Here is a 24527-nt window from a genome sequence, read left to right on the forward strand (position 1 = left end):
CGCACAAGGTGCCATGGAAAACAACGCTGAATCATCGCCCTGCCTGGCGCTGGATGCGGCCTCGCCGGCCGTTCTCGGTGAGCCGGTCGTGGAGCGTCTGCGTCATGTTGCCACGCAGCATCCACCGGTAGCGCCCGGCACCCGGATCTATACCGACCGGACCCCTTTTTCGGCGATTTTCGCCGTGCGCTTCGGTGCGGTCAAAACGGTCGAATTCGACGATAACGGCGATGAGCAGGTGCTCTCGTTCCACCTGCCGGGGGAGTTCTTCGGGCTGACCGCGATTCATGCCGAGCGTTACGTCAACACCGCCATCGCGCTGCAGCGTACGGCGGTATGCTCGCTGTCGTATCAGGGGCTGTCGCGGGTCGCGGATGAATCCCCGCCGTTGCGACGTCAACTCATGCGGCTGATGAGCGGGGTGATCCTCACCGAGCAGGGCGCTTATGCAGCGATGGCTGGCCATGCCGCCCCGGCCCGGCTGGCCTTCCTGCTGCTGTCGCTGCGGCTCCGGATGGGGGGTGGTCGGCCGTTAGCCGATACCATCCGCCTGCCCATGTCCCGGGCGGAGCTCGGGTCCTCCATTGGTCTGACGCCGGAGACCACCAGTCGCATGTTCACCTATTTGCGCCGTGAGGGTCTGATCGAGGCGAGTGGCCGTAATGTACGCTTTGTCGATCCGGATCGCCTGCAGGCCATGGCCGACCCGATTGCGGCGCTGAATAGCCCGGATCAGGTCCCGCAGAACGTGGCCGGCACCACTTCGTCCGCGGAAGGCGGGGAGCGCAGCCACGGCGAGGCCTCCGGGAGCTGATAAGGCGAGCGAAGCGCCACCATTAGCCGCTCCGCCGGATCCATGTCGCCCTGCCGGGCGGCCTCGATGGCCGTCTCGATCCGGTAGTTGCGAGGGATGATGGCGGGATTGGCATGGTCCATGTGAAGCCGCCGCCGCGACTCGCTGACTCCCGCCCGTTCGAGGCGGTTCGCATAATCCGCCATCCAGTGCCTCAACTCGTCAGTATCCCCCAGCCACTGGCTCATGTGATCAATCTGTGCAGGGCTATCGGGTGGTCCCTCTGCCAGTGCGCGCCAGCTGTTCGTGAAGTCGGCCTCGTGCCGCGCCATGAGCCCCAGGAAGCGCTCACCCAGTTCGCCATCCTCGGGAGATGCCGTCGTGACCTCGTCCTCGCGGTCCAGCAGCCCCAGTTTCGCGGCTAGCACCCGGTTATAACGGGCCTCGAATTGGGCCGGGTAGGTCTCGAGAATGGTCTCGGCGCGTTTGACGGCGGCGTCCTCGTCATCGTCCAGCAGCGGGATGAGGCACTCCGCCAGTCGGGTCAGGTTCCAGTGACCGATCCGGGGCTGCTGGTTCCAGGCATAGCGCCCGCGGGCGTCAATGGAGCTGAAAACCCGGTCGGGTCGAAAACCGTCCATGAATGCGCAGGGTCCGTAATCCAGCGTCTCGCCGCTGATTGTCATGTTGTCGGTGTTCATGACGCCGTGAATAAACCCGACCCGCAGCCACTCGCTGATCAGCGTGGCGGTTTGCTCGACGACCCGCTGCAGCAGTGCTGCCGGGCGTTCCGCGGGAGGTAGCGAGCGCAGGTCCGGGTAATGCCAGTTGATGGCATTGTCGGTGAGGGTCTGCAGCGCCGCCGTATCACCGCGATGGGCGAAGTACTCGAAGGTCCCGAAGCGCAGATGGCTTGCCGCGACGCGGGTGAGTACCGCGCCTGGTTCGGGCCCGAACTGCCGATGGATGGTCTCACCGGTTGTCGCCACCGTCAGCGCCCGGCTCGTGGGGATGCCGAGCGCATGCATCGCCTCGCTGACGATATACTCTCGCAGCACCGGGCCCAGCGCCGCTCGGCCGTCGCCGGCCCGGGAGAAGGGCGTCGGACCCGATCCCTTGAGCTGGAGATCCCGCAGGCGTCCGTCCCGGTCGGTGAGCTGGCCAATGATCAGCGCCCGGCCGTCGCCGAGCTGCGCGACCGGTTGCCCGAACTGATGACCGGCATAGGCGAGGGCGACAGGACGAGTGCCGGGGGGTAGTTGCGTCCCTGTCCAGAGGGCCGCTGCGCCGGTACCCCGGAGCCACTGCGAATCGAGACCCAGGTCGGCGGCCAGGTCGTGGTTGACGAGCCGCATGGCGGGAGCGGGGGCCGGTGTCGGCTCGCAGTACGCGTAGCCGCCTTCGGGGGCCTCGTCGGGATAGCGGTTATCGAGCGATGTCATTGTCATGGGGTCACCGTATCCGATGACGAAAGGGGATGGCGAGGCCGGGACCCATTCGGCAAACTATACGGATGATCGCGTTTATCAGGCACCAGTGGCGGCAACCGGCCCGGGTCAATCTCTTCATTGCACTGATCTGTTTCGCCCTGGTGGGGGTGGCGCTGCTTCTGGAGGCCATCGGCGGGATGGAGCCCTGCCCGCTCTGCGTCTTCCAGCGGATCGCATTCCTCGTGATCGGGGCCGTCCTCCTGGTGGGGGTTTTCTTCCCCGGGCGTATCGTCGCCGCGTCCAGCCTGGTCGGAGTGGCTGCCGGTATCGGTCTCGCGTGGCGGCATCTCTGGCTGCAGTCACTGCCCGCTGATCAGGTCCCGGCCTGCGGCCCCGGCCTGGATTACCTGGTGGGTGTATTCCCTATGACCGAGGTGATCGGGATGGTGCTTGCGGGATCCGGGGAGTGTGCCGAGGTCGATCGGGTGCTCGGGGTAAGTATTCCGCTGTGGACGTTGCTGATCTATGCGCTCCTGGGCGCCGTTGCCATTTACGTCAACCTGGGTGCCGGGCGGAGAGCGGTACAGCGATGACCGCATATCCAGCGGTCGACCGCGCACTGGCAGCTGATGGCCCCCTTGCCGACGTCCTCGATGACTATGCGCCGCGCGACGAGCAGCTGCGCATGGCGCACGCGGTCGCCGCCGCCATCGAGGCCGACGAGTCCCTGGTGGTGGAGGCGGGGACCGGGACCGGCAAGACGCTCGCCTACCTCATCCCGGCGCTTCTGTCGGGGCAGCGGGTGGTTATCTCCACCGGGACGCGAACGCTGCAGGATCAGCTCTATCATCGCGATCTGCCACTCGCCCGCGACGCACTGGGGCGTCCGGTCCGTACCGCGCTGTTGAAGGGGCGGGGGAATTACCTCTGCCTCTACCGCATGGAGCGGACTCTTGAAGAGGGTCGTCTGGAGACCACGGCGATGGCCGACGGCCTGCAGCAGCTTCGGGCCTGGGCGGGGCGGACGCGCAGCGGTGATCTGGCCGAGGCGCCGGCCGGCAGTGCCGAGGGACGGCTGCAGCCACGGGTGACGTCGACGGCGGATAATTGCCTGGGTCAGAACTGCCCGCTCTATGCCGACTGTTTTTTGATGGAGGCCCGCCGTGAGGCCCAGGAAGCGGATGTCGTGGTGGTCAATCACCATCTGCTGATGGCCGACTGGGCGCTCCGCGAGGGCGGCTATGGCGAGGTGCTGCCGAGCGCGGATGTCTACATCCTCGACGAGGCCCATCAATTGCCGGAGACCGCCGCGCGATTCTTTGGCGTCACGATTTCCAGCCGTCAGCTACAGGATCTGGTGCGCGACACCCGGCTCGAGCAGCAGCGCGAGGCCGGTGATTCGGCCGACCTGGCGGAGCGTGCCGGAGCGGTGGAGCGTCAGAGCTCGGTGTTGCGACTCACCCTTGGTGATGGCACTCGGACCGCATGGGCGGAAGCGCCCGAGGCGGCGGTCGAGGCGGCGACGGACCTTGCCGCCGCCCTCGAGTCGCTGACCGAGGCGCTCGCCCCCCAGGCCGCCCGTGGCCGGGGACTGGAGAATTGTCACAAGCGCAGTGACGAACTCCATTCCTCGCTGCGCGGCTTTCTCGCCAACGAATCCGACACCCGCGAGGTGGCCTGGGTGGAGACCCGCGGCCAGGGGTTCGCGCTGCGGCTGACACCGCTGGATGTCGCCGAGCATTTTCGCAGGAGCCGTTCACGCCACGGCCAGTCCTGGGTGCTCACTTCGGCCACGTTGAGCGTCAACGGGTCGTTCGAGCATTTCCAGCGCCGGCTCGGGGTGGAGTCGGCGCAGACATTGCAGCTCGACAGCCCCTTCGACTATGCCGCCAACACCCTCCTGTACCTCCCGGCGTCACTGCCGGAACCGCGGGACCCGCGCTTCAACGAGGCCTACCTGCAGGCGGTGGAGCCGGTACTGGAGGCGAGCGAGGGGCGGGCATTCATGCTGTTCACCAGTCACCGGGCCCTGCAGCAGGCGGCCGAGTGGCTGCGTGGCCGCGGCTGGTCGGGCCTGATGGTGCAGGGTGACGCCGCGCCCAAGCAGCTGCTGGAGCGCTTCCGGCAGACAACCGGGGCTATCCTGCTGGGCACCCAGTCCTTTTGGGAGGGCGTGGATGTTCGCGGGCCGGCGCTATCCTGCGTGATGATCGACCGATTGCCCTTCGCCTCGCCGGGAGATCCGGTTTTGCAGGCGCGGGCGGCGTGGCTGCGCGACCAGGGCCGTAACCCGTTTGGCGAATATCAGCTGCCGGAGGCCATTATCGGTCTTCGCCAGGGCGTTGGTCGCCTGATCCGCGATGCCGCGGACCGGGGCGTGCTGGTACTCGGTGACAGCCGTCTCGTCAGCAAGCCCTATGGCCGGCTTTTCCGCCGCAGCCTGCCGCCGATGCCTCTGGTCCGCGACCTTGATGCCGTGACTGCGTTCTTCTCGGATCAGTCCTCGACGAGCTCGTAGGAGCCATCGGCGTCGTGGGTCTCACGACCCGTAACCGGCGGGTTGAAGGCGCAGATGAGGCGCATGTCTTCGGTCCCGCCGCGCAGGACATGGCGATCGTGCTGGTCGAGGGCATAGAGCACGCCATCCCGAATCTCATGGCGTTCGCCAGTCGCCAGGTCTTCGATGCTGCCATTGCCCTCGACGCAGTAGACCGCCTCGAGATGATTCTTGTACCAGAGCGTCATTTCGGCGCCGGCAGGGATGATGGTCTCGTGGAAGGAGAAGCCCATGCCATCCTTTTTCAGCAGCAGACGACGGCTGGTCCAGCCGGGGCCCTGGATTTCGCGCTCGGAGCCCTTGATGTCTTCCAGATCAACGATTTTCATTCTGTGAGTCCTTGTGTCGTTTCGGGTGCGTGTGTGGGAGCGCCCGCTCAGGGGGCGAGTCGATTGAGGGCCGACGGGCGATAGGGGCCGATCGTGAACAACTCCTCCGCCGGGTGGCCGGAATCCGGGAAGTCCTCCGCCCGAAAGCAGGGATCGATCCGGCATTCCGCATCCAGCTCCCGCGCCATCGACTGGAATAGCGCCCGTGAGGCCTCGTTATCGGGGGCGATGGTCGTCTCGAGCATGCTGGCACGATCGGCGCCGGGCTGGCGCAGGAAAGCGGCGATCAGGCGCTTGCCCAGTCCCTGTCCCTGCAGGCCGGGACGGATGCCGACCTGCCAGAGAAACACCACTTCGGGGTGTCGCGGTCGGCGATAGCCGCTGGCAAATCCAACGATCCGGCCGTGATGCTCGGCAATGACGCAGGTATCGGCAAAATCCCGCGCAAGCAGCATGTAGAGATAGCTCGAGTTGAGATCGAGCGTTTGTGTATCCCGTGCGACCGTCCACATTGCACCGCCCTCATCCGCCGTGGGTGAGCGCAGCCGGATACCCTTGTCAGGGATCTCTTCGTCGATCAATCCTGCCCCCGTATTGGCCTGTCCGCGTGGCTCCCGATAGTAGCAATGCCGCGGCAGGTCGACTATCCTCCGACCCATATGCACCGCACGCTTTCACCGCTAATTGCACTGTTCGTGTCGTTCGGACTGCTGCTGACTGGCGGCGGCCTGCTTACGACGCTGGTCGGTGTGCGTATGTCCGAGGAGGCCTTCAATACCGGTGTCATCGGTATTGTCACGGCCGGATACTCGGTGGGATTCGTGCTGGCAACGCTGGTCTGCGCCGGCATCATCTCGCAGGTGGGCCACATCCGCAGTTTCGCGGCATTCGCGGCCATGGCGGCAATCAGTACCCTGGTCTACCCCCTGCTCATCGATCCGTGGCTCTGGGGCGCGATGCGGGTTGCCTACGGGTTCAGCCTCGCGGGCCTCTACATGGTCACCGAGAGCTGGCTCAACGACCGTACGCCGAGTGACCGGCGGGGCCAGGTGCTCGGCGTCTACAGCATCGTCAGTTATGTCGGTCTCGGCGGTGGGCAGTTCCTGCTCATGATCGGCAAACCGGGCGGGTTCGAGCTCTTCAGCCTTGCCGCGATGCTGATTGCCGCAGCGGTGGTGCCGGTGACGATCACCCGGATCGCATCGCCGGCGTTACCCGTGGTCGAACGCGTCGGCCTGCGTGATCTTTTCGATGCCTCGCCACTCGGCGTAGTCGGTTCCGCGCTTGCCGGGACGGTCGGTGGCGCGTTCCTCGGTCTCGCGCCGGTCTATGCCCGTAGTGCCGGCTTCACTGACAGCCGCATCGCGTGGCTGATGGGGCTGAGCATCCTTGGCGGTTTCCTTTTGCAGTGGCCGATCGGCCATCTCTCGGATCGTTTCAATCGCCGCGATGTGCTGATGGGGGTAAGCTTCCTCATGACGGGGACCAGCCTGGGTATCGTCTACGTCACCGGGCATAGCGAACTACTGGTTATCGGCATGGCGATTCTCTGGGGCGGGCTCGCCTTTACGCTCTATCCGATCTCGCTGTCGCTGGCGAATGACTTCATCAAGCCGCAACAGATGCTCGGCGCCAGTGCCAGCCTGTTGCTGGTCCATGGTGCGGGGATGATCCTCGGGCCGCTGATCGCCTCGCAGCTGATGTCGTTCACGGGGCCGGCGGGGCTGTTCTGGACCCTGGCGGGGGCCGGGCTGTTGCTGGGTAGTTTCGCCTGGCTGCGGCAGCGCATTGGTCCGCCAATCCCCGTGGGGGAGCCGGCTACCTACCGGATCGTGCCCCAGGAAGCGGTTTACGCCGGCGGCCTTGACCCCTACTACGAGGAGGTCCAGCTGGAATTCGATTTCGAGGCGGGTATCGCCGATGCGCCTGAACCGGAGGCCGAGCCATGAAACCATTGCCCGTGATTCTCGGCATTGATGCGACCACCGGGATCTGCAGTGTCGCCCTGGGCGTCAACGGGTCAGTTCGTACCCGCACTGTGCATCAGCGCAAAGGCCAGACCTCGACGACCCTCGCGTTCGCGGATGAACTGCTGGCGGAGGCCGGGTTGGGTCGCTCCGCCATCGATGCCATCGCCTGTACCCGGGGACCCGGTGGTTTCACCGGCGTGCGCATCAGTACCGGCATCGGTCAGGGCCTGGCGTTGGGGCTGGATCGGCCGGTGGTGGGTTTGTCGACCCTTCGGGTCGTCGCGGAGACCGCCTTGCAGGCCGACGCGGCCGCAGCCGGTGCGCTGGTGATGCTGGACGCGCGGATGGGGGAGATCTACGGCGGGATGTTCCGTCGCGGCGTGGCGGAGGGGGAGTCAACCACCGCGGCGGTGACCGGGGAGTGGCTCGGGGCGCCGGTCAGTCCGACCCTGCCCGCCGGGCGGTGGATCGGTGCCGGCAGTGGCTTCGCCGCCTATCCGCCGCTGGCCGATGCGACCGGACTGATCGGCGTGTGGCCCGACTGCGCACCCGACATGGGGGCGGCCATGCCGCTTGCGCGGCGTTGTCTGGAAGAGGGAGACAGCCTCCCCGGCGAGCGGCTGGAACCGGTTTATCTGCGCAACCGCGTGGCCCAGCCGGCCCAGGGTTTCGCGGACAAGGCCGAGCGCTTAGGCTTGTCGTCCGTACCAGGAGATGAGGCGGATGGCGGTTTTCCCCGGCGACGATCATGATCACCAACACTGTATTGACGAGGCGCTGGCCGAGGCCGAGCGCCTCTGCGCGCAGCGGGGGCGACGGCTCACCGCGCTGCGGCGCCGGGTGCTGGAGCTGATCTGGGAGAGCCATCAGCCGGTCAAGGCCTATGATCTGCTGGCAAGGCTGCGCGACGGGAACGCGTCGGCGGCGCCGCCGACCGTCTACCGGACGCTGGATTTTCTCATGGCGGAGCGATTCGTCCACCGGCTGGCATCCATTAATGCCTATGTCGGTTGCGGCCATCCCGAGCACAGTCACAACGGCCAGTTCCTGATCTGCCGCTACTGTCACCGGGTGGCCGAGCTTGATGATGACGCCATTGAGGCGTCTCTCGACCATCGGGCCGGCGACCTCGGCTTCGTGCAGCTTGAACAGACCGTGGAAATCGAGGGCATCTGCCCTCACTGTCGCCCGCTGGTGGGTGATACGTCCTGATCCCGACGGAGGGCCCCAAGCCGTGGCCGGAATGAACATTGCGATCGTTCTACTGCTGCTGTGCCTCTCGGCGGGGGCAGCGGCGCTGGAGATGGACGGGCCGCTTCGACAGGGCGGGCTGTTGCAGGGACGGGTGGCCCCCGATGCGGAGGTTCGCGCGATGGGCCATGAGGTGCCCGTGGATGCCGAGGGCCGATTCGTGATCGGGCTCGGCCGGGATGCGCCCGAGACCGCGACCGTAACGGTCATTCACGCTGACGGGGCGCGTCAGCAACGGACCCTGCGGGTGGCCCGGCGCGATTACGACATCCAGCGTATCGATGGCCTCGATCGCAACCAGGTCAGCCCCGATTCAAAAACCCTGGAGCGGATCCGTCGCGATGCGGCCGCAGTGCGGTCGGCGCGGTCCGAGCGGCTGCCGGCGCGCCACTTCGATGCGGGCTGGATCTGGCCGCTGACCGGTCCCGTTTCCGGGGTCTTTGGCAGTCAGCGCATTCTCAACGGCGAGCCGCGTCAGCCCCACTACGGCATTGATATCGCTCGACCGACCGGGACACCGGTCCGCGCACCCTCGGACGGAGTCGTGACCCTCGCCGCCGAGGATCTGTTTTTCTCCGGCGGAACGCTGATTCTCGATCATGGCCAGGGGCTGTCGTCGAGCTTCCTGCATCTGTCCGCGATGCGGGTAGAACCGGGCGACCCGGTCCGCCAGGGTCAGATCGTTGCCGAAGTGGGGGCGACGGGTCGGGTAACCGGGCCACACCTCGACTGGCGAATGAACTGGTTTGATCAGCGTATCGATCCGTCGATGCTGGTTCCCCCCATGCAGGAGGCAAGAAGCGAATGAATACACCTCGGCGACTGATCGTCGTGCTGGGCGATCAGCTCGATCGCAATGGTCCGCTACTCGACAATATCGATCCGCAGCGGGATGCAGTCTGGATGGCGGAGAGTGTCAGCGAGCCAACGGGCGGGGCGGTGCACCAGCAACGGCTGGTGCTCTATTTCGCCGCCATGCGGCACCTGCGCGATGAGCTGCGTGAACGCGGCGTGACCGTGCACTACCACGCCGCCGACGATGCCGACTCGCCTGCCGCGATCGACGGACCGGCGGGCCGACTGGCCGCGGATCTACAGCGGCTGCAGCCGGAGACAGTGGCGCTGATGGAGGCCGGTGACTGGTCGATCGAGCAGGCACTGTGCGATGTCGTGGCGGCGGCGGAAGCGACGCTCGAGTGGCATCGCGACAGCCATTTCCTCGCAAGCCGCGAGGCGTTCCAGAAGTGGGCGGAAGGGCGAAAAAGCCTGACGATGGAATATTTCTACCGCAGCATGCGCAAGCGCCACGACGTCCTGATGGACGGCGACAAGCCGAGCGGCGGCGCCTGGAATTTCGACAAGGATAACCGCGCGGCCTTTGGCCCGGCGGGGCCTGGCGAGTTGCCGGCGCACCCGGCTTTCGAGCCGGATGCCATTACCCGCGGGGTGATCGATATGGTGCACCAGCGCTATGGCGATCACCCCGGCGATGCCGCCGATTTCAATCAGCCCGTGACGCCCGATCAGGCACAGATCGCACTCGATGACTTCATCCGTTATCGGCTACCGGAATTCGGGACCTGGCAGGATGCGATCTGGGTGGGTGAGCCGCTGCTCTATCACGCCCGGCTCTCGACCTCGCTCAATCTGCATCTGCTTGACCCGCGAGCCTGCCTGGAGCGCGCGGAGGCAGCATTCACGGCCGGCGATGCGCCGCTCAACGCGGTCGAGGGGTTTGTCCGCCAGATCCTTGGCTGGCGGGAGTTCATTCGCGGTGTGTACTGGCTTCGGATGCCGGAGTATGCCGATCTGAATGCCCTCGATCACCAGGCCGATCTGCCGTCTTTCTTCTGGGACGGGCAGACGGACATGGCCTGTGTCGCCGATGCGATGTCGGCGCTACTGCGCCATGGCTATGCACATCACATCCAGCGCCTGATGGTGCTCGGGCTGTTTGCCCAGCTCTACGGTGCGCATCCGTACGCATTCCACGAGTGGCATATGGCCCTTTATCTGGATTCGGCCGACTGGGTCAGTCTCCCCAATGCCCTGGGAATGAGCCAGTTCGGTGACGGGGGCGTGGTGGGAACCAAGCCTTATTGTGCGAGCGGTGCCTATATCGACCGGATGAGCAACGCCTGTGGCCAGTGCCGGTACAACCCGAAAGAGGCGGTGGGCGAGAAGGCCTGTCCGTTCACGACCTTCTACTGGGATTTCCTGGATCGTCACGAAGACCAGCTGGCCGGCAATCGCCGACTCCAGTTCCAGTATCGCAACCTGCAGCGCAAGACCGACGACCAGCGCGCCGCGATCCGCCGGCAGGCCGAGACACTGCGGGCTCGCATGGGCACGACCTGAGGGAGGAGATCACAACGCGGTTGACGGGAGTCCTGGAAGTGGTATATTGCATTGCAACACGGACTTACTCTCTCTCCTCCTCTTGGCCGACATTATTGTCGGCTTTTTTTTGGCCAGCCGTCAGTCCGCCGTCTCACGCGTGTCGATGCCGAAGACCGCCGCCTCGCTGGTGACGTAGCGCCGTCGCCCCGGTCGACGCTCGACCAGCGCCCCACCGGTAAGGCCGCCAAACGCCGGCAGCACCAGGCCACCGTCCGGTTCATGGATGAATGCCGGGAGTCTCAGGCTGTCCCCGCCGGCGGCCAGGCGTACCACCGGATGCCAGTGGCCAGCGATCCAGGGCGCTTCCGTCGGGGTCTCCGGGGGGTGGTGTCGAAGTGTCAGTCCGGCTCGCTCGAGGCCCTCGACCTGGCAATCGATGACCGGCTCGAGTCGGCGGATATCGCGATCGTGATTGCCGATGATGGCGGTGATAGCGAGGTCGGGATGGCTTGCCCGCCAGTCCAGCAGCTGCCGGTGCAGTGCCGGGTCGGTTGCCAGTGAGGTGTGCATGATGTCGCCGAGCAGGATCAGCGACTGCGGTTGCCAGGCGCTGATCAGCGCATCCACGCGTTGCAGTGTCGACTGGTTGTCGCCTTCGGGAATGGCAAGCCCGGCGCGTCGAAAGGTCGCGGCCTTGCCGAGATGCAGATCGGCCAGCAGCAGCGCGCCGGTCTGTCGCCAGAACACGGCGCGTTGCGGGAGCAGATCCAGTGTCTGGCCGGCGAGGTTGATTGACTGCGCCGTCACGATCGACCGGCGGCCTTCTCGAGCTGCGCGACCATGCGCGCGACGCGATCCTGCCAGCTCTGTGTCGTCAGCCGGTTGCGCAGCCGTTCGGCCCAGAGCGGGAAGGCGAGCGGCGTGAATCGATCGGTGGTGTGGATCAGTCGATCGGCACGCGCCATCTGCTGCAGGGCCGTGCGCACCCGCTCCACTTCGAGGCCACTGTCGAGCACCTCGCGGCGGGCCTGGTGAATTAGCCGATTGTCCGGGTCGTAACGATCGATGGTGTCGAACATCAGTCCGCTGGAGGCCTGCAGCTGTCGGGCGCTCTTGCCCTTACCGGGATACCCCTGGAACACGAGTCCCGCCACACGGGCAATGTCGCGGAACTGGCGGCGGGCCAGTTCGCTGGCGTTCATGGCGCCCATCAGGTCATCGACCAGATCCTCGCCATCGAAAAGCGCCTGCCAGCCGGCCGGATCCATATCCGGGATGGTGTGGCCCAACAGCTCAAAGCCATAGTCATTGACGGACAGGCTGAAGGTGGCCGGCGTTTGCTGGCCGAGCCGCCAGGCAAAGAGCGTCGCCAGTCCCTCGTGGGCGAGCCGGCCGGCGAAGGGGTAGATAAACAGATGCTCTCCCTCGCGGGAGCGTGTCCGCTCAATGAGCAGCGCCCCTGGCCGCGGCAGGGACGACCATTTCGCCTGAACGCTCAGCAGGGGCCGGATGGCGGCCATCTCCGGTGTCTCGAAGCGGCCCTCGGCGGCTTCGGCCAGCAGCGCGAGGACATGATCGGCAAGGGCGGTTGACAGCGGCAGACGCCCGCCCTGCCAGCGCGGAACGGCCTGTCGCCGGGCACTGGACCGGCGGACGTAGGCCGTCAGGTCGCGCACTCGTACCAGGGCGAGGCTGCGACCGGCAAAGAGGAAAACATCGCCCGGCCGCAGACGGGCGATGAAGCTCTCTTCAATCGTGCCGATATGTCCGCCGCCCTGGTAGCATACTGCGATGGCGGCATCGCTGGTGATTGTCCCGATGCCCATGCGATGGCGGCTTGCGTGACCGCGACCGGCGATTCGGTAAGTCCCCTCGGCATCCTGAACGACGCGCTGGAAATCCGGATAGGCGGCGAGCACCGGCCCGCCGCGGGTAATGAAATCGAGTGTCCACTGCCAGGCCGATGTGTCCAGCTCGGCAAAGGCATGCGTATCGCGGACCTCCGTGTAGAGTCGGTCGGCGTCAAAGCCGTCGCCGGCCGCGAGGGTGACCAGGTGCTGGGCGAGGACATCAAGGCTGTTGCGCAGCGGTCGCCGCGCCTCGACCTCGCCCGCTGCCCAGGCGCGCCTCGCCGCGGCGATCTCGATCATCTCCAGGGCATTGGTGGGGACACACAGCACCGTGCTGCGGCGACCGGGCTGATGACCACTGCGTCCGGCGCGCTGGGCCAGTCGGGCCACGCCCTTGGGGCTGCCGACCTGGATGACGCGGTCTACCGGCGCGAAATCCACGCCCAGATCCAGGCTGGCGGTGGCGACAACGCAGCGGAATTCCCCGGCGGCGAGCCCCGCCTCGATCCGGTCGCGCAGTGAACGATCGATGGAGCCGTGATGCAGCCCCAGTCCCTCGATCCAGTCCGGTCGGGCGCGCACCAGCGATTCGAACCATAGCTCCGCCTGTGATCGGGTATTGGTGAAAAGCAGGCAGCTGCCCGACCCCTCGAGCTCGGCGATAACACCGTTAATGAGTCGGGTGCCGAGATGACCCGCCCAGGGAAAGCGCTCGTCGGTGTCGGGCTCGAGGGTGCGGATATCGATGGGACGCGCGGGCGGCCCTTCGACCAGGCGCCCCGCCTCGGACCCGGCGCCGAGCAGGCAGTCGCGGGCCTCGTCGAGATTGCCGAGGGTGGCGGACAGCCCCCACGTGCGCAGGCCGGGGGAGAGCCGCCGCAGCCGCGCCAGGCAGAGCTCGAGCTGGACGCCCCGCTTGGTGCCGATCAGCTCGTGCCACTCATCGACAATAACCGCCTGCAGCGATTCGAACTGACGGCCGGCGTCGCGGTAGGAGAGGAGTAGCGAGAGGCTCTCGGGGGTGGTGACCAGGGCCTCGGGTGGCCGTCGGCGCTGACGGGTGCGGGCGCTGCTACTGGTATCGCCGGTGCGCTTTTCGATGCGCCAGTCGAGGCCGACACCGGCGGCGGCCGTCGCCAGGTTGTGGACGGTATCCCCGGCGAGGGCCCGCAGCGGGGTAATCCAGAGGACCCGGAACCCGGCGCGGCGCTGGCCGCTCGCGGCGGCCTCATCGAGCCCCTCGATCAGTGGCCCGCCCCAGGCCGCCAGCGACTTGCCCGAGCCGGTGGCCGAGTGGATGAGTCCGCTCTCGCCCCGGGTGTAGGCGTCCCACGCGGTGTGCTGGAAATCGGCGGGTTGCCAGCCGTTGTCGGCAAACCACCCGATCAGCTTTGTGCGCGACAGATCACTCAACCTAGCAGTGCCCGCGCCTGGGTCAGCGTGTCGGCGTCGGCCGGCCCCAGATCCTCGCGCCATCGGGCGATGCGCGGGAAGCGCAGCGCCAGCCCCGATTTGTGTCGCGACGAGGGCGCAATGCCCTCGAAGGCGAGTTCGAACACCTGGACGGGCTCGACGGAGCGGACCGGTCCGAACCGTTCCCGCGTATTGCGCCGTATCCACCGATCCAGACGCCGGATCTCCCGGTCATCCAGCCCGGAGTAGGCCTTGGCGATGGGCACCAGCTGATCGCCGTCGGCGACCGCGAAGCTGTAATCGGTATAGAGGTTGGCGCGCCGCCCATGACCGGGCTGGGCATAGAGCAGCACTACATCGAGGGTCAGGGGACTGACTTTCCACTTCCACCACGGACCCCGGGGGCGGCCGGTTCCATACACCGTGTCACGCCCCTTTAGCATGATGCCCTCGACGCCTCGGTCACGGGATTCATCCCGGCGCTCGGCCAGATCCGACCAGCTGTTCGATTCGATGAGCGGTGAGAGCATGAGGGGAGGTTCCACGGCTGCCATCAGGGCCTCGAGCCGGGCCCGGCGCGATGTCAGTGGCGCGTCGCGCAGGTCCTCGCCGTCGGCCTCGAGCAGGTCATAGGCCATCAGCCGAACCGGGACCTCGTTCATGAACCGGCGCGTCACGCGCTTGCGGCCGAGGCGGCGTTGCAGCTCGGCGAAGGGCAGCACACCGTCGCGCCAGGCGAGGACTTCGCCGTCGATCACGGTATCCGCGGGCAATGCGTCGGCCCCGTCGATCAGCTCGGGGAACGTCTCGGTCACCAGCGCCTCGCCCCGCGACCACAGATAGACCGCATCGGCCCGTCGTACCAGCTGGGCGCGAATGCCATCCCACTTCCACTCCAGCTGCCAGTCGGTGATGGCGCCGAGGGATTCGGCGGGATCGCCCTCGAGCGGATGCGCCAGGAAAAAGGGATAGGGCCGCGAGGCATCCTCCTGTCCGGAGCTCGCATCGAAGAGTCCCGTATAGAACGCCGGCTCCGGCGTCCACTGGCCCATCATCCGATGGGCGATGACCGGACGCGGGTGACCGCTTGCCCGGGCCAGGGCGCGCTCTACCAGGGTCTGCGAGACCCCGACCCGAAGGGCCCCGGTGAGGAGCTTGGTATGAAGGAATCGCCCTGCCTCGTCGAGCTCGCGCCATGCCTGTGTAACGCGCTCGCGGCGGGTCTCGTCATCGAGATCGCGGAGCGCGAGGATACGTCTTTCGACCCAGGTGGCGAGCCCGGCGTCGGTGGGACTGGTGGTCACTCCTGGCGGTGTCTCCAGCATTAGCGCCACCGTTTCGGCGAGATCGCCCACGTGCTGGTGGGTCTCCTCGACCAGCCAGGCGGGCAGACCAGTCATCTGCGTCAGCCACTCGCGCAGCTGCACGGGACCGATCAGCCGCTTCAGTCGACGTCCGCTGAGGAAGTACACCGCCCAGGCGCCGTCCGCCGCCGACACCTGGCCGAAGTACTCTGCCATTGCATCGACCTTGGCGTTGGTGCCGCGCTGCTCGTCGAGCTCGCGAAACAGATCGGCGAAAGCCCGCATCACTCGTTCTCCCCGCTTTCCTCGTCATCGCCGTAGAGCGTTGCCAGTGGTCGCGCCCGAAGGCCACGCTCACCCAGGTAGCGGACCAGTTCGTCGGCGCGGCCATGGGTGGTGAGAACCTCGCGGGCGCCGGTGTCCTCGATGGTCTGCAGCAGTCCCGGCCAGTCGACATGATCGGAGATGACGAAGCCACGATCGTAACCACGGCGCCGGCGATTGCCGCGAATGCGCATCCAGCCGGAGGCAAAGCCGAGCGCTGGGCGGCGAAAGCGGCGCATCCAGGTCGATCCCGCGGCACTCGGCGGCGCGATCACAAGTGCAGTGCCGTAGTCCTCGTCCTTCGGCGCTTCGCTGACCCGATGGGTATCAGGCAGGGCGACGCCCGCTTCGCGATAGTCTTCGGTAAGTGGCGCCACCGCCCCATGCAGGTAGATCGGACCGGGGCGCTCCATCGGCAGCGCCGCCATGAGGCGCTGCGCCTTGCCGAGGGCATAGGAGAACAGCACCGTCGTCCGCCCGTCCGCGGCGTTACGCCGCCACCACTGATCAATGTCTGCCGCCACCGTTTCCACGGCCGGCCAGCGATACACCGGCAAGGCAAAGGTGGCCTCGGTGATGAAGGTATCGCAGCGCACCGGTTCAAAGGCCGCGCAGGTCGGGTCGACATCACGCTTGTAGTCTCCGGAGGCGACCCAGACCTCACCGTCGTGCTCGACACGGATCTGTGCCGATCCGAGGACATGTCCCGCGGGATGGAGGCTGACCGTCACGGGGCCGAAGCGCAGTGTCTGGCCGTAGTCCACGCCGTTGAGCACCGCCTTTTTCCCCAGCCGTCGCCGCATCAGGCCGAGTCCCGCGTGGCTGCCCCAGTACTCATCGCTGCCGGGGCGTGCATGATCGGCATGGGCATGGGTGATAACGGCCCGGGGCACCGGCCGCCAGGGATCGATGTGGAAATCGCCGGCGGCACAGTAGAGGCCCAGATGAGTGGGCTGGATGAGCGGAACTGCCATAATGAAAGTATAACGCGGCATGAGGACGGACGGATGAATACGCTCGATGGTGACTCGAACGTGCTGGTGGTAGGGGCCAGCGGGGGGATTGGTGCGGCGCTCGTCGAGCAACTGCTCGACGGTTCATCCGCCCGCCGGGTATGGGCGGCCACCCGGACACCGGAGAGCCCGCGGCTCAAAGCGCTTGTCGAGACCTACGGCGAGCGATGCGCGCCGGTGGCGGTGGACATCCTCGATGAGACCAGCATCGCCGCGCTGGCACGGACCATCAGTGATGACAGTCCGCGTCTGCACCTGCTGATCAATGCATTCGGCCTGCTCCATGACGAGGATCGGGGGATCTGGCCGGAAAAGCGCCTTGAAGACATCACCAGCGATGCGATGCTGGCGAATTACCGGGTCAATGCACTGGCCCCGGCGCTAATCGGCCGCTATTGCCTGGGACTGCTCAACCACACCGATCGGGCGGTGTTTGCCAGCCTTTCGGCCCGGGTCGGCAGTATCACCGACAATCGGCTGGGTGGCTGGTACGGGTACCGGATCAGCAAGGCAGCGCAGAATATGTTCACCCGCGACATGGCCATCGAATGCCGGCGTCGGGCGCGGCGGGTGATCTGTCTGGCGCTGCATCCCGGTACCACCGATACCGGGCTGTCGGAGCCATTCCAGAGGCGCGTCCCCGAGGGCAAGCTGTTCGGAACCGAATTCGCCGCCGGCAAGCTGCTCGAGCGCATCGATGCGGCCAGCCTCGAGGACTCGGGCGGCTTTTTCGCCTGGGATGGAGCGCCGATTCCCTGGTAGCGTCCGGCTCCCTATCCGGCCGCCGCCTGGGCGGCCAGTGCCTCCGCCACCACGCCGCTGAGGCGTTTTGCCATGGGCATATGGAGGAATTCGTTGGGGCCGTGGGCGTTGGAGCCCGGACCGAGTACCCCGGTGACGAGGAAACGCGCTGCCGGGAAATGTCGCCCGAGCAGGTTCATCAGCGGGATGCTGCCACCTTCGCCCATGAACACCGCCGGTTTGCCGAACCAGTGGTCCGAGCTTGCGACCAGGCTGTCACCGAGCCAGCCCTCGAATGCCGGGGCGTTCCAGCCATTGGCGGCACCGGCGGCCCGGAAACCGACCTCCGCGTTCTGCGGCGGATCGGCCGTTAACGTACTCTCCAGTGCCCGGGTCGCGGCGTCGGCGTCCACGGTGGGGGGCAACCGGAGCGAGAGTCGCAGCGTGGTCTCGGAGCGCAGCACATTGCCGGCCTCGGCGCGTGACGGCAGGCCGTCGGCGCCGATCACCTCCAGTGCCGGATACCAGGTACGGTTGAGGATCAGCGCCGGCGTGTCATCGCTGCTCGGTCGCGTCCCGCTGGCCCACGGGAACTTCGCGACCAGATCGCCGCCGACCACCTCCGCCGCCTGCTGCGCCTGCGCCTGCCGCTCGGCGGGGACATCGGCCTGCAGCGCCGGTAGGCGGATCGCCCCGGTCGCGGCATCCTCGATGCGATCAAGGAGTGCGCGGGCGATGCGAAAGCTCGACGGCACGACACCGCCGGCATCACCGGAGTGAACGCCCTGTTCGAGGACCCGCACCGTCAGATCCCCCGCGGCCATGCCGCGTAGCGAGGTGGTGACCCAGAGCTGCTCGTAGTTGGCGCATCCGGAGTCGAGGCAGACGACCATTCCGGGCTGGCCCAGGCGGCTGCCGAGATAGTCGATGTAGGCAGGCAGATCCGGGCTGCCACTCTCCTCGGCACACTCGATGAGCAGCATGCAGCGGGGGTGGGGGATGCCCTGTTCGTGCAGCAGCCGGACCGCCTCGAGCGAGGCGAAGACGGCATAGCCATCATCCGCCGCCCCGCGGCCATAAAGCCGGTCGCCCTCGACCACGGGGGTCCAGGGGCCCTTGTCGCTGTCCCAGCCGCTGGCCTCGGGCTGCTTGTCGAGATGGCCGTAGAGCAGTGTCTCGCCGGTGCCGGTGCCCGGCACGTCCACCCACAGCAGCGGTGTTCGTCCTTTCAGGCGAACCACTTCGACGTGACTGCCGGCCGGTGCCTGCTGCCGGCACCAGTCCTCGGCCAGCGCTACCGCCGCGTCGATATGCCCGTTGTCGGCCCAGTCACGGTCGAAAGCGGGAGACTTGGCCGGAATACGAATGAACGCCTCGAGTGCCGGGCGGATGCTCGTCTGCCAGTCCGCTTCCACCATTTCCCGTGCAAGAGCGGGATTGAAATGCGCGTTCATCAAGGCCTCCGATGAGTTGTTCCTGGTCGTGGCGACAGCCTAGCGGTCCCGCCCTAGAGGGGCCATACCCTTGGAATAATCAGCAGGGCCAGGGTCATGGCGATGAGGTTGAGAGGCAGGCCGAAGCGAACATAATCGCTGAAGCGATAGCTGCCGGGGCCGAAGACCATGAGATTGGTCTGATAGCCGATGGGTGTAGCGAATGCGGCGGACGCCGCGATCATGATCACGACGGCAAACGGCGTGGCCGACACGCCGAGTGATTCGGCGGCCGCCATGGCGATGGGGTACATCAGCACCGCGGCGGCGTTATTGGTGATCATCTCGGTGGTAATCATGGTCAGCAGATAGATGGCGCCAAGGGTCAGCAGCGGCTGGTCGGCGGTGATCGTCATGACCTGGCTGCCGATGGCGGCCGCGGCGCCGCTGTTATCCATGGCCTGACCGATGCCGAGCGCCGCGCCGATAACCAGTAGCACATTCCAGTTGACGTTACGGATCGCTTCGCCGAGGTCCATGCAGCGCGTTACCACCAGTGCGATGGCGGCGAGCAGGGCGGCGTTGAGCATGCTCATCCAGGGGGTTGCAGCGAGGGCGACCATGGCGAAGAGAATCGGAATGGCCAGCCATGCCTTATCGTGCTGAGGGGGTGCCGAATCCTCCACGCCACTGACGAGGTAGAAGTCGCGCGTATCGCGCTGGCGACTGACGAAACTCGCGTGGGTCTCGAGTAGCAGCGTGTCGCCGGGACGCAGGACGATGTCGCCGATTTTGCCCGGCAGCTGACGCCCACCGCGGGCGACGGCGATGACCGCGGCCTGGTAGCGCTCCCGGAAACGCCCCTCGCGGATGCTGCGGCCCACCAGGGGGCAGGCCTCGGAGACAACCGCCTCTACAAGGCAGCGCTCGCGCCGCGGCTCGCCGAGATCCTCGACCGCCCGGGTGGCCGGCCGCAGTCCCCGCATTTTGTGTAGATCGACCACGGATTCCAGCACGCCGACGAACACCAGCCGGTCGCCGGCCTGCAGCCTTTCGGTGGGACCAACGGCGGGGATGACCTGGCCGTCGCGCTCGATCTCGGCGAGGAACAGGCCCGGCAGGTGGCGCAGCCCGGCGTCCCGGATCGTTTTGCCGATCAGTGGCCCGTGGCGGATCACCTCCACCTCGACGGTGTACTGTCGCGGGTCGAGGCGATCGGCCGCGCTGTCGCGACGGTCGGGCAGGAGCCAGGGAGAGGCGGTGAACAGATAGATGAGTCCGACAACGGTGATCGGTACGCCCACCCAGGCGAGATCGAACAGGCCGAGGCCCTCCATTCCCCGACTGCCGCTCGACAGGTCGTTGATGATGAGGTTGGTGCTGGTGCCGATCAGCGTGCAGGTGCCCCCCAGGATGGCGGCATAGCTCAGGGGCAGATAAAGGCGTGAGGCGGGCAGTTGCAGACGCCGCGCAAGGTCATCGACCACCGGCAGGAAGACCGCAACGATGGGGGTGTTGTTGAGAAACGCGCTGAGACCGGCAACCGGTGTCAGCAGACCCAGCTGGGCGGAGCGCAGGCCGCGGGACCGGGCAATGAGTGGCTCGGCGATCATCGCGATCGCTCCGGTGCGGGTGAGCCCGGAGGCGACGACAAAGAGCAGTCCGACAGTGATCAGTCCACTGCTGCCAAACCCCGCCACAGCGGTTGCGGCGTCCAGCAGTCGTTCGCTACCGGTAACCGCGGTTGCGGTAACCAGCAGAGCCAGCCCCGTGAACAGGATCCCCACGGGAGAGGCGAGACCGGTCGCCAGTCCGCCGAGCACCGTGAGCACGACGAAAATCGTCAGCCAGCCTTCCCAGGCCATCGGCAGGGACGGAGTCAGCGTCGGCGCCGTTGTGCCTGGTGATGTCGATCGATCCAGGCCTGCCGGCTGAGATGGGATTGCAGATCCTGGCGGAGGCCTTCTTCGAACGCGCGCGCCTCGAGCTCTGTCTCGATCCGGTTGCGCAGGGAATCCAGCGCGTCCCGGCTCAATGCCTTCAGATCAATGGATGGGTTCACTGAGGTTACCTGTTGCCGGTTGGTAAAAGTTACTGATTGAAGCGATCGGCGAGCTGCGAGAGCTTCTCCTGGCGCTTGCGGGCTTCGGCCTCCTCGGCCTGCTGGCGTTTACGCTCCGCAGTCCGCTGTTTCTGCTCGGCACGCTGCTCGCGGGCGCGGCTGATCGCGGATTCGGTGACCGCTTCCACCGCCTCGCCCTGCAGATTGACGCGATCGTGCCCGGCGATGATGGCATTCAGGTACGCCGGTGATCGCGTATACCGGGCAAGTGCCTGTCGAATCAGCCAGTTGGGAGCCGCCTGATCGCCATCGTCGTGGTCGAGCGCAGCGCGCAGGGCCTTCTCGATTCCGATCTCGAGGGGGCGGATTGCGTCGCGGTTGCCGGTGAAACAGGCCGGGTAGCGTTGAGTCATTTCCTTGAGGAAGTCGCGTGTGCGCTCCGCGCGCCGCTGTCTCTGGCGGATCGAATTGGACATGGTCGAGTAGCCGTCGCTCTGCAAATCATCTTCGACCCCGAGAGCATACCCGATGCGGATATGGGTCAACAGACCGGCGGTCGGGTTGTATGATGACATTAAATAGACAGGCGACCGCAAAGGTGGACTTGATGAGAGCAGAAGCCGTTATTCCCAAAAAGGAGCTCCTGCAGATCCTCGAAGACAATCCATTCGAGCACCTCTCGAGCAGTGTCCACGTGATGGATAATCAGCGCGGCAGTGGCCACGAGCTCGCCGGCGTGTCGCTGTATTCCAACGCCCGCGGCTGGATGGCGCAGGTGAACTGGCGCGCGATCGTCGATGCCGACGAAATCACTCTCCGGGTTGGCGATGGTGACAGCGGCGAACGGGCGTACGAACTCCGTGACCAGGACCACTCCCGGCTCGCCGTGGGCGACGATGATGGTGGTGATCCGGTCAGCGCGGACGAGGTCTCCGCGCTGGTCGCACAGTCGCCGCTGGCCAAGAGCTGGGAGGAGGACGTGGTCGGCGTCCTCAAGGAAACCCGCGAGCGCCAGGCAACCGTGCATTGACATGCGAGATCTCCCCGCCGCCCTGATGGATCGGTTCCGGTATGCCTCGGTGGATCTTGCCGGGCGCGACGAGGGCGTTTACGAGGCTGCCGGCCGGCCAACGACCGATCCGATCTTCGGTCTTGGCCCGGCCGACGCCCGGATCGCGTTTTTCGGTCGTGATCCGGGGCGGGACGAGGTCCACGTCGGCGTTCCGTTCATCGGCGCCGGGGGGCGCCAGGTACGGCGGGTGCTGTTCGAACGCCACCACGGCGGTGTAATGCGTGGTACCGACGATGCCCTCATGGCGGGCAGGTCTTATTTCTGGGCCAACACCGTCCCCTACAAGCCGAAGGGCAACAAGGCCTGGTCGATGGCGGTCAAGCGGCGCTTTCAGCCGCTGGTCGCCGAGGTCCTGTGCGATCTGTGGCATGGCGGTGACGTCATCACACTCGGTCGCGAGGCCTTTTTCTGGTTTGGCCTTGGACAGTCCGCAGGCGCCCGCCGTCAGCTGGAGCAACACTGGCAACGCGAAGATCGTTTCGAGCAGTCCCTCGGACTCGACTATCGTGGCCCCGATGACAGGGTCCGTCAGCTCACGCTGCATCCGCTGCCGCATCCCTCACCGCTCAATGCCACCTGGTTCAAGCACTTCCCGGGGCTGCTGGCGGCACGCCTGGATCGGCTGGAGGCCTCACCGTGACGATATCGGAGTGGGGGGGCCACACCACGCAATCCCTCCGCGCCGTCGGCGGATCCGAACCCGTCGCCCTGCTGCCGCTGGGCGCCGTTGAGCAGCATGGTCCCCATCTGCCTCTCTCGACCGATGCCCGCATTGCCGAGGGACTGTCACAGGCCGCCATCGAGCGCTGCGCCGACGACGTATCGGTGTTGCGCCTGCCAACACTCAACATCGGCCAGAGCATTGAGCACGCGGACTATCCGGGAACTCTGGCTCTGGAGCCGGCCACCTTCGAGGCAATGCTCTACGATATCGGCGCGTCGGTAGCCCGCTCGGGGTTTCGTCGACTGGTCATGTTCTCGGCCCATGGCGGCAATCTCGCCGCCATGGATACCGCGGCACTGCGACTGCGCCGCGATCTCGGGCTGCTTGTGATAAAGGCTTGCTACTTCGACTTCCCGCCCCCCGTGGACGCGATCAGTGCCCGCGAGGCGCGTGAGGGGCTGCATGGTGGTGCGCTTGAAACGGCCCTGATGCGGCATTTTTCGCCGGCGCAGGTGGTCGATCATCAAGTCGATCATGCGGTTTCCGTGGAATACGATGCCCTGGCCGCGTTCGAGTGGATTGGCGCGGAAACCCGGCCGGCGCGATTTGCCTGGCTGGCCGGCGATCTCAATCCGACGGGTGTTACGGGGGACGCCCGGTGCTCCGACGCGGCACTCGGCGCGCGGCTCGCAGCGCACTACGCCGAATCACTGGCAGCAATCGTGGCCGAAACCGCCGGTTTCCCGCTGGCGCGGCTGTCGACGCCGCACCCGCTTACCTAGCGGGACTGGCGGCGGGCGGCGTTGGTAATCGCCTCGCCCAGCCAGTGGCCTGCCCGTTCGGCCTTGGTCGTCAGATAACGTTCGTTATGGCGGTTAACGGCGCCGTGGAGCGCCTCACGACCGGCAATCTCGATGCCGTGACGCTCCAGTGCAGCGATTTTGGCGGGGTTGTTTGTCATCAACCGGACTCGATGAATATCGAGATCGTTGAGCATCGCGGCGGCTACCTCGTAACGGCGCTCATCTGCTCCAAACCCGAGCAGCCGGTCGGCGTCCACGGTGTCGAGCCCGGTGTCCTGGAGGCCGTAGGCGCGGAGCTTGTTGGCAAGGCCGATGCCACGGCCTTCCTGGGCAAGATAGAGGAGGACACCACCGCCCTCGGCGGCAATCGTGCCGACAGCGCTTCGGAGTTGCTCACCGCAGTCACAGCGTAGCGAGCCGAACAGATCGCCGGTAAGACAGGCGGAGTGCATGCGCAGGGCAGGGGTCTCGGGCCAGTGATCGGGCTCACCGACGATCAGCGCGACGTGCTCCAGCAGCCCGTCAGCCTCGCGATAGAGGATAAACCGCGACTGCTCCGCCTCTGCCAGAGGCACTCGCGCCTCGCTGATGCGTTCGGGCTGTCGGGCGTTTTCGATGCAGGCGGTGCGAATATCCGCTATATCGACGGAGAGGATTTCGCCGCACCGGATCTCGTCATCGAGCCGCGTATCGTCGCGGCCGGTACCAAGAGCCACCAGTGCCGGCAACAGGGTTGCCTGTCGGGCGAGGTGCAGCGCCTGCTGCTCTGCAGGATCGGCAGCCCGGCCGGGTCGTTCGGTGCGGGGAGCGGCTCGGTCGCTGGCGAGCCTGATCGCGGTTTCGACGGGCTCATCCGCATCCAGTGCCATGGCCAGATCGTGATCGTCGTCGTTCTCCAGCCCCACTGCGTGGGCGCGGTGCCGCGTGATCAACAGATACGGGTCGTCCGTGGCCAGCGTCCGGGCCCGTGCCAACAGGGCCTCGCTCAGGTTTTCGAGGGCCAGTATCAGCATCCCGCCTTCCGGGTGAGCCAGATGGACGGGCTCGCCCCGCCTGAGGTCGATCAGTGCGCGCCGAATGCGCTGCATGCCTGCTCCTTGGAAACGATTTCTCGCAATAGACCGTCCGGCCCTGTAACAATTCCGCCAATATGGCACAAAATAATGCATCAGAAACGG

Annotated in this window: 24 protein-coding genes; 12 read left to right on the plus strand and 12 right to left on the minus strand. The window is 66.3% G+C overall.

Annotation, left to right across the window (positions count from 1 at the left end):
- The first annotated feature begins 13 nt into the window (after positions 1 to 13).
- The gene (locus tag EV698_RS01400; RefSeq protein WP_130502390.1) at positions 14 to 814 is read left to right on the plus strand and encodes a Crp/Fnr family transcriptional regulator; all 801 of its coding nucleotides are present in this window, start codon (positions 14 to 16) and stop codon (positions 812 to 814) included.
- Here the strand turns inward: EV698_RS01400 and EV698_RS01405 are convergent.
- Complete coding sequence (locus EV698_RS01405; protein ID WP_239016172.1) at positions 733 to 2241, minus strand: protein adenylyltransferase SelO; 1509 nt, start codon at positions 2239 to 2241, stop codon at positions 733 to 735. The two genes, EV698_RS01400 and EV698_RS01405, sit on opposite strands and share 82 nt — an antisense overlap.
- 65 nt (positions 2242 to 2306) lie before the next feature.
- Here EV698_RS01405 and EV698_RS01410 point away from each other — a divergent pair, with 65 nt between their 5' ends.
- The gene (locus EV698_RS01410; protein ID WP_130502391.1) at positions 2307 to 2816 is read left to right on the plus strand and encodes a disulfide bond formation protein B; all 510 of its coding nucleotides are present in this window, start codon (positions 2307 to 2309) and stop codon (positions 2814 to 2816) included.
- Entirely contained in the window at positions 2813 to 4741 is a 1929-nt protein-coding gene (locus EV698_RS01415) for a DNA repair helicase YoaA (protein WP_130502392.1), read from the plus strand. Before EV698_RS01410 ends, EV698_RS01415 begins: the two co-directional genes overlap by 4 nt.
- Here the strand turns inward: EV698_RS01415 and EV698_RS01420 are convergent.
- The gene (locus EV698_RS01420) at positions 4720 to 5109 is read right to left on the minus strand and encodes an ectoine synthase (protein ID WP_130502393.1); all 390 of its coding nucleotides are present in this window, start codon (positions 5107 to 5109) and stop codon (positions 4720 to 4722) included. The genes EV698_RS01415 and EV698_RS01420 overlap by 22 nt on opposite strands.
- A 47-nt stretch (positions 5110 to 5156) precedes the next feature.
- Entirely contained in the window at positions 5157 to 5690 is a 534-nt protein-coding gene (gene ectA, locus EV698_RS01425; RefSeq protein WP_130502394.1) for a diaminobutyrate acetyltransferase, read from the minus strand.
- A 45-nt stretch (positions 5691 to 5735) separates the two neighbouring features.
- Between ectA and EV698_RS01430 the strand changes: the two genes are divergently transcribed.
- From EV698_RS01430 to EV698_RS01450, 5 genes are read left to right on the plus strand one after another with little or no spacing between them, the layout of a single operon-like run.
- Entirely contained in the window at positions 5736 to 7058 is a 1323-nt protein-coding gene (locus EV698_RS01430) for an MFS transporter (RefSeq protein WP_239016173.1), read from the plus strand.
- Positions 7055 to 7831, plus strand: a complete 777-nt coding sequence (tsaB, locus tag EV698_RS01435) for a tRNA (adenosine(37)-N6)-threonylcarbamoyltransferase complex dimerization subunit type 1 TsaB (RefSeq protein WP_130502395.1) — start codon at positions 7055 to 7057, stop codon at positions 7829 to 7831. The genes EV698_RS01430 and tsaB overlap by 4 nt, the downstream gene beginning before the upstream one ends.
- The gene (locus EV698_RS01440; RefSeq protein ID WP_130502396.1) at positions 7803 to 8291 is read left to right on the plus strand and encodes a Fur family transcriptional regulator; all 489 of its coding nucleotides are present in this window, start codon (positions 7803 to 7805) and stop codon (positions 8289 to 8291) included. The genes tsaB and EV698_RS01440 overlap by 29 nt, the downstream gene beginning before the upstream one ends.
- Positions 8292 to 8322: 31 nt before the next feature.
- Positions 8323 to 9138, plus strand: a complete 816-nt coding sequence (locus tag EV698_RS01445) for a M23 family metallopeptidase (RefSeq protein WP_130503968.1) — start codon at positions 8323 to 8325, stop codon at positions 9136 to 9138.
- Positions 9135 to 10688, plus strand: coding sequence for a cryptochrome/photolyase family protein (locus EV698_RS01450; protein WP_130502397.1), 1554 nt, complete (start codon positions 9135 to 9137; stop codon positions 10686 to 10688). The genes EV698_RS01445 and EV698_RS01450 overlap by 4 nt, the downstream gene beginning before the upstream one ends.
- 120 nt (positions 10689 to 10808) lie before the next feature.
- Here EV698_RS01450 and pdeM read toward each other — a convergent pair whose 3' ends face one another.
- From pdeM to EV698_RS01470, 4 genes are read right to left on the minus strand one after another with little or no spacing between them, the layout of a single operon-like run.
- The gene (pdeM, locus tag EV698_RS01455) at positions 10809 to 11477 is read right to left on the minus strand and encodes a ligase-associated DNA damage response endonuclease PdeM (RefSeq protein ID WP_165385682.1); all 669 of its coding nucleotides are present in this window, start codon (positions 11475 to 11477) and stop codon (positions 10809 to 10811) included.
- Positions 11474 to 13933, minus strand: a complete 2460-nt coding sequence (locus tag EV698_RS01460; RefSeq protein WP_239016174.1) for a ligase-associated DNA damage response DEXH box helicase — start codon at positions 13931 to 13933, stop codon at positions 11474 to 11476. The genes pdeM and EV698_RS01460 overlap by 4 nt, the downstream gene beginning before the upstream one ends.
- Positions 13930 to 15522: an ATP-dependent DNA ligase gene (locus EV698_RS01465; protein ID WP_130502400.1), complete on the minus strand. Its 1593-nt coding sequence runs from the start codon at positions 15520 to 15522 to the stop codon at positions 13930 to 13932. The genes EV698_RS01460 and EV698_RS01465 overlap by 4 nt, the downstream gene beginning before the upstream one ends.
- Positions 15522 to 16535 carry a ligase-associated DNA damage response exonuclease gene (locus EV698_RS01470; RefSeq protein WP_130502401.1) on the minus strand — a complete coding sequence of 338 codons (1014 nt, stop codon included), beginning with the start codon at positions 16533 to 16535 and terminating at the stop codon, positions 15522 to 15524. Before EV698_RS01470 ends, EV698_RS01465 begins: the two co-directional genes overlap by 1 nt.
- A gap of 33 nt (positions 16536 to 16568) precedes the next feature.
- On the opposite strand from EV698_RS01470, the gene EV698_RS01475 reads away from it, so the two are divergent.
- The gene (locus tag EV698_RS01475; protein ID WP_130502402.1) at positions 16569 to 17336 is read left to right on the plus strand and encodes an SDR family NAD(P)-dependent oxidoreductase; all 768 of its coding nucleotides are present in this window, start codon (positions 16569 to 16571) and stop codon (positions 17334 to 17336) included.
- A gap of 11 nt (positions 17337 to 17347) precedes the next feature.
- On the opposite strand, the gene EV698_RS01480 is transcribed toward EV698_RS01475, so the two are convergent.
- The 4 genes from EV698_RS01480 to EV698_RS01495 are packed head-to-tail and all read right to left on the minus strand — an operon-like array spanning position 17348 to position 21286.
- Positions 17348 to 18769 (minus strand): M20/M25/M40 family metallo-hydrolase, encoded by a 1422-nt coding sequence (locus tag EV698_RS01480; RefSeq protein ID WP_130502403.1) that lies wholly within the window; start codon positions 18767 to 18769, stop codon positions 17348 to 17350.
- Between the two features lie 53 nt (positions 18770 to 18822).
- Entirely contained in the window at positions 18823 to 20613 is a 1791-nt protein-coding gene (locus EV698_RS01485) for an SLC13 family permease (RefSeq protein WP_130502404.1), read from the minus strand.
- Between the two features lie 14 nt (positions 20614 to 20627).
- Positions 20628 to 20810 (minus strand): hypothetical protein, encoded by a 183-nt coding sequence (locus tag EV698_RS01490; RefSeq protein ID WP_130502405.1) that lies wholly within the window; start codon positions 20808 to 20810, stop codon positions 20628 to 20630.
- A 29-nt stretch (positions 20811 to 20839) separates the two neighbouring features.
- Positions 20840 to 21286 (minus strand): ProQ/FINO family protein, encoded by a 447-nt coding sequence (locus EV698_RS01495; RefSeq protein ID WP_130502406.1) that lies wholly within the window; start codon positions 21284 to 21286, stop codon positions 20840 to 20842.
- Between the two features lie 131 nt (positions 21287 to 21417).
- Between EV698_RS01495 and EV698_RS01500 the strand changes: the two genes are divergently transcribed.
- The 3 genes from EV698_RS01500 to EV698_RS01510 are packed head-to-tail and all read left to right on the plus strand — an operon-like array spanning position 21418 to position 23328.
- Complete coding sequence (locus EV698_RS01500) at positions 21418 to 21840, plus strand: hypothetical protein (RefSeq protein ID WP_130502407.1); 423 nt, start codon at positions 21418 to 21420, stop codon at positions 21838 to 21840.
- A 1-nt stretch (position 21841) separates the two neighbouring features.
- Complete coding sequence (locus tag EV698_RS01505; RefSeq protein ID WP_130502408.1) at positions 21842 to 22522, plus strand: uracil-DNA glycosylase family protein; 681 nt, start codon at positions 21842 to 21844, stop codon at positions 22520 to 22522.
- Positions 22519 to 23328: a creatininase family protein gene (locus EV698_RS01510; protein WP_165385683.1), complete on the plus strand. Its 810-nt coding sequence runs from the start codon at positions 22519 to 22521 to the stop codon at positions 23326 to 23328. Before EV698_RS01505 ends, EV698_RS01510 begins: the two co-directional genes overlap by 4 nt.
- On the opposite strand, the gene EV698_RS01515 is transcribed toward EV698_RS01510, so the two are convergent.
- Positions 23325 to 24437 (minus strand): GTP cyclohydrolase II, encoded by a 1113-nt coding sequence (locus tag EV698_RS01515; RefSeq protein ID WP_130502410.1) that lies wholly within the window; start codon positions 24435 to 24437, stop codon positions 23325 to 23327. The genes EV698_RS01510 and EV698_RS01515 overlap by 4 nt on opposite strands.
- Between the last annotated feature and the right edge of the window lie 90 nt (positions 24438 to 24527).

It is taken from the genome of Spiribacter vilamensis, assembly GCF_004217415.1.
GTDB lineage: Bacteria > Pseudomonadota > Gammaproteobacteria > Nitrococcales > Nitrococcaceae > Spiribacter > Spiribacter vilamensis.